The organism is Nostoc parmelioides FACHB-3921, from assembly GCF_014696625.1.
Lineage (GTDB): Bacteria > Cyanobacteriota > Cyanobacteriia > Cyanobacteriales > Nostocaceae > Trichormus > Trichormus parmelioides.
Window position 1 is genome coordinate 1 of the sequence record NZ_JACJQL010000144.1, and the last position, 5,320, is coordinate 5,320.

At 45.7% G+C, this 5,320-nt stretch carries 4 protein-coding genes; 2 read left to right on the forward strand and 2 right to left on the reverse strand.

Annotated elements, in window-relative coordinates; genetic code table 11:
* Together H6G14_RS32680 and H6G14_RS32685 are read right to left on the reverse strand one after the other, a co-directional pair.
* Positions 1 to 3,089 (reverse strand): strawberry notch-like NTP hydrolase domain-containing protein (locus H6G14_RS32680; protein WP_190573094.1); only part of this gene is annotated, 3,089 nt, incomplete at its 3' end.
* Positions 3,090 to 3,273: 184 nt separating this feature from the next.
* Entirely contained in the window at positions 3,274 to 3,690 is a 417-nt protein-coding gene (locus tag H6G14_RS32685; protein ID WP_190573096.1) for a hypothetical protein, read from the reverse strand.
* A gap of 312 nt (positions 3,691 to 4,002) precedes the next feature.
* Here H6G14_RS32685 and H6G14_RS32690 point away from each other — a divergent pair, with 312 nt between their 5' ends.
* Positions 4,003 to 4,254, forward strand: a complete 252-nt coding sequence (locus H6G14_RS32690) for a hypothetical protein (RefSeq protein WP_190573098.1) — start codon at positions 4,003 to 4,005, stop codon at positions 4,252 to 4,254.
* 414 nt (positions 4,255 to 4,668) lie between these two features.
* On the forward strand, positions 4,669 to 5,320 hold a 652-nt coding region (locus tag H6G14_RS32695), incomplete at its 3' end, for an AAA family ATPase (RefSeq protein ID WP_190573100.1).

The following is a 5,320-nucleotide window of genomic DNA, read 5'->3' on the forward strand; positions in this document are numbered from 1 at the left end:
AACCGTCGAGCGATAGTCGAGATGAAGCGGCGTTCACCTCTAACGTTAGTGGTCACTGGACGGAATACTGGTGCAGATGCTTGGTTAGTCCGGTGAGAGCGCCCAAGTCCTTGAATGGCATTATCTGCCCTCCAACCAGCTTCGAGCAAATAGTGCGATCGCCGCCGACGATTCACAGCATTGAGATCCGCATGATAACTTCTGCCAGTACCACCAGCATCAGAGAAGATGAGGATTTGCTTATCTCCCGTCATAAAAGCGTTTGTTTCCGCAATATTCGTACCAGCGCCCCGTGAGTCAACAAACAAGCGGCCAGAATCGTCCTTAAGAACTCGCTTACTGCGCCCAGTCATCTCAGCCACTTGCTTGTGACCAAAATGCCACAGCAGTTGTTCTAAAGCACCAGGGATAGGGTCAAGGCTTGCTAACTTATCGACTAAGGCATCTCTCAAAGCTACAGCTTCAGATGAAACAATAGGTGAGCCATCGGCATCAAAGGCTGGTTCTGAGCGTTCTTCGCCTTCAGATGATGAGTGAATCTCATGCAGATGTACGGGAAAGGCACTTAACAAGTAGTCCATGACGTATTCCCGTGGAGTCAGGTCAAGGTTTAAGTCCTTCCACTCCTCTGCCGGAACCTCATTGAGTCGTCGCTTAAGCAATTCTTCATTAGTCGATACGATTTGAATAACAACAGCATTACCCGCAGCTAAATCATTCTCAATTGCTTTGATTAGCATGGGACACTTCATTCCGGTCAGCAAATGGTTAAAGAACCTTTGCTTATGCGATTCAAACTGAGACATGGCAGACATCTTAGCTGCACGATTGTAAGTTTTCGCACCAGTGATGTTGCAGGCTTCTAAGGCTTTGTGCAAGTTATTGTGGATAATTTGAAAGGCATCGGCGTAATTATCGTAAATCCTTTCCTGGGTAGGAGTAAGTTCGATTTCTAACATCTCATATTCCACACCGTCGAAGGAAAGCGATCGCGCCAGATACAACCCCAACGCCTTCAAATCTCGTGCTACCACTTCCATCGCGGCGATACCACCGACTTCAATGGACTCCACGAAATCCTCTCGTAAGGTAAACGGGAAATCCCCAGTCTGCCACAATCCCAAGCGATTAGCATAGGAGAGGTTAGAGACTTTGGTTGCACCAGTAGCAGAAACGTAAACCACCCGTGCCAAAGGTAATGCGTTTTGCAACCGCAGTCCGACAATACCTTGCTGTGATGCACTCACCAAGCCGAGTGTTCCCTCTTGCGCCATTGCATTGCCCATTGAATGGCACTCATCAAAGCATATAGCACCCTCAAAGTCCTTGAGCGCCCACTCAACAATCTGCTTAAGCCGACTTTTGCCGTTCTTTTGAGAACGCAGGGTGGAATATGTGCAGAACAAGATGCCTTCGGTAAATGGAATGCGATCGCCTAGTTTGATGTTACTTGGGTCAATAATGTTCTTTTTATTACCGCCTAAAGCACACCAGTCCCTACGGGCATCCTCAATCAGTGCAGAACTTTTCGATACCCAGATAGCTTTGCGTCGTCCCTGACACCAGTTGTCGAGGATGATTCCCGCGCACTGTCTACCCTTACCCGCACCAGTCCCATCACCAAGGAACCAGCCACGGCGAAATCTAACAGCATTTTCCGAGCTAGTTGCCGAGACAGTCACATTATCCCAAGAATCATCAACAGTATAAGACCCTGATAGATATTCGGAGTGAGCTTGACCTGCGTAAATAACGCTTTCAAGCTGTGCTTCTGACAACAAACCTTGAGTGATGATGTGCTGAGGTAAATGGGGTTTGTATGTGGGAGCCGGGGGAGATACAAGGGCTAAGGCTGCACTTTCGCAAAGTAGCGACGGATGTGGTTTTGCGTCCTTGATTCGGATTCTTTGTGGGCGATAGGTTTCATAGAGAGTATCTTTCAATTGGTCATTTGCTGCCCAATCAACAATCTCATAATCTAGCTCAACGATATTAAGAAATTCGGATAATGGTTGAGTAACTGGTGCTGATTGAGAATTAGGCTTAACAGGACTTAAACGAATTGCTTTTGATACGGCAGTTTGAGCAGTTTGAGTAATTCGTTCCCAAACTGGTCGCTGTGGTAGTTGCTCAATCAGCGTTGCGAGTTCTGCTAGTTCAACGGTATCCGCAATACAAGGAATTTCTTGTGGATCAGCCGCCGGAACTTTGTCGATCACCGTCAACCGGGTGTCAATCTGTGTCCCGTGTTTACTGTAGACCTTACCGTTAATGCCAACCGAAAGAACTACCGTTGCTTTCTCCTGCATTTTGATAAAGGTATCTCGCCAAGTTAGATTATTTGGTGAAAACCAGTTGGCGGAAATTGTTACCAGTCTCCCGCGATCGCATAATCTCTGTAACGCCGAATTGATATGCCGAGCAGTAGCATCAGGATTACGGCTATTGATTTTGGGTGATGCCGAGAAAGGAGGATTCATCAACACTACAGACGGTTGAGTCTTTCCTGCTAAGTAATCGTTTATCTGCTCGGCATTGACGGAGAATAGTGGAACGCCAGGGAATAAGCGCCGGAGGATTTTGGTTCTGTCGCTTGAGATTTCGTTGAGCATCAGACTTGCGCCCTGGAGTTTAGCAAACTGAGCCAAGATCCCGGTTCCGGCGGATGGCTCCAACATCAGGTCATCAGGCGTAATTTGTCCGGCAGCACAAGCCAAGTATGCCAGAGACAACGGCGTAGAGAACTGCTGAAGCTGTAACTGTTCTTCACTTCGGCGTGTATGCGTGGGGCATAATGATTCGAGCAGTTGCAACTGTTCTAGTGGATTGGTGGATAATCCCTTGTGCCGCAGATAGAGAATTGACGCAACTTCCACTGCCTCATAAGCGTCTTTCCACAGCCATGCTCCCTCTGCTGCCGTGCCGTGGAAGTGGCGGTTCATCTGGGCTTGAAGTGTTTTGGTGGTTAGTGGTCGGTGTTCAATCAGTGATTTGCTCAACTCAAGAGCAACGTTGAGGATTGATTGCCCATAATCCAAAACTGTTTGTATATCAAACAGACTGCCCTGTGTAGCGATAAGGCTGACCATATCTATATATATGTATCAATACATCACTTTTGCTTTGGCGTAGCCATTTGTTACTACTTCTGTGGCTCAAGTTGAGCGTTGACTTGTATTCATGAGAAACTTCGTTAATTAGTGTCATTTTTTAATTAGTAGAGGCGATCGCCCTTTTTGAAGCGTGGTCGGGGCGATCGCTCTTATGTTGAAACTAAGCAGTTATCTTGCGCGATTTGGTGGACTTACGTTTGGGAGTAGAGGCAGATTTTCGAGGTGTGGAAGATTTTGCTCTTTTGGACTTGAGTTTGGTCGGCGGTACTTCTTGAGCGATTGCTGGTGGTAGCAGTCGGAGTGCAGGGAATGGGACGATAACTGCTGATGCTGGAGCAGAATGATGAGAAGATTGCGGTTCTAAAATCCAGGGGTCAGGAATTTCCTCAAACTGTGGTGCAGGAGTGGTTTGTGGTGCAACTGCGGAAACGGTTGGCTGTTTAATAACCGGCGGTTGCCATTCAGCAGGAGGTAACGGTACAACCCACAAGCCGCCAACGAAATCGAAAACCATCAACGCAACAAAGCTCATGACTACTGCTTGGATCATGAGGTTGAGAATAGTTTGAATATCCATGATTGACTCCGAATGTTTGTAATTTTTCAATGTGAAGAGGTATTGCAGTTGGTTTGAAGCGTCTGTTTTTTCACTGCAATTTTCACTCTGCTTTGGCGTAGCCGTTTAATTGCAGTTGGCAAAGTGATGATGAGAAAATACTCCCGTCCGATTTAACAACAACAGGATTTCAATTACTTGTAAGATTTTTCTACTCACTTTGGCGTAGCCGTGAAAATCTAATTCACAAAATGGGTGATTATGTTTACCTAGACCATTGAAATCTCGTCTGCAAAAGCTAAGATCCAAAAAGTCAATCAGTTGAAATAAGTAATGGCAAGTAAAGAAATCCAAGTCAGAGAGTACACCGTTAGAGCGCACCAACGCACAATTCACACCCGCATATTTAACTTTGTGTGTAAGCAATGTGATCAACCGACAAGCCGGGAGACGTTTGGAGTTCGCCCTCTGTATTGTGAAATCTGCCGCCCACCTTCGGCTCCGAAGAAGTCTGCCGCCGCACCTCCAAAGAAGGCGAAGCCAAGGGCTAAGACCTATAAAAGTGGCGTAGATTTTCAAAAATAGTTGGAGAGCGCCCACCATAGCGATCGCTGTTTGCCATCGCTACTCAAAATTTGACAAAACAGAGCTATTCTTTGTTTTGCGCCCCTACGGCCTTACATCTTGCCAAAGAAGAGGTTTCGTTTTAGCAAGCGTGCTATTCTATTAGGCTTTTGCGATAAAACAAGCAAAAGTTGGGACAACTCAAAAACAGGCGATAAAAGTTTTGCATCGTCAGCAACAGCAGATGCGAGAGTATTTAGCTTGATGGCTGCGCTCTGTATTGTGAAAGCTGCCGTCCGCTCTCCGCATCCAAGAACTCGGCTACCACACCTGTGAAGAAGGCTAACCTAGACCAATGATATATAAAAGTGATGGGTGAACTGGACTACAGTAGTATTAATGAACTAATAAACTAAGTTCAACTATGTTCTCATAATGGATTTATTTGACCAAAATTTAATCAACCAAATTCAAACCCAAGCACCGTTAGCCGCGCGGATGCGTCCACGAACACTGGATGAATTTGTTGGGCAAGACCACATTATTGGCCCTGGTAGGCTTTTACGACGAGCCATCAGCTTAGATCAGTTATCATCGCTGATTTTCTACGGGCCGCCAGGAACAGGAAAAACAACTCTAGCGCGTGTGATAGCCAATACAACTCGCGCTCACTTTATAGCAATAAATGCAGTTCTTTCAGGTGTCAAAGAAATTAGAGCCGCGATTGACACAGCACAAGAACAGCGTAAATTTCATAATCAACGAACTATCTTGTTTGTAGACGAAGTTCATCGTTTTAACAAGTCTCAGCAAGACGCTTTGTTGCCTTGGGTAGAGAATGGGACAGTGATATTAATTGGTGCGACTACAGAAAACCCTTACTTTGAAGTTAATAAGGCTTTGGTAAGTCGCTCACGAATTTTTCAACTCAAACCACTTAATGACGAGGATTTGTACAAAGTTGTAGAGCAAACCTTAATTGACGAACAAAGAGGTTATGGTCGCTTAAAAGTAAAAATTGATGATGAAGCGTTAAAGCACTTAGTAAATGTTGCTAACGGAGATGCGCGTTCACTACTAAATGCGT

Coding starts and splice junctions, on each gene's coding strand:
- H6G14_RS32685 (WP_190573096.1), bottom strand. CDS start 3,690: ATGGATATTCAAACTATTCTCAACCTCATGATCCAAGCAGTAGTCATG.
- H6G14_RS32690 (WP_190573098.1), top strand. CDS start 4,003: ATGGCAAGTAAAGAAATCCAAGTCAGAGAGTACACCGTTAGAGCGCAC.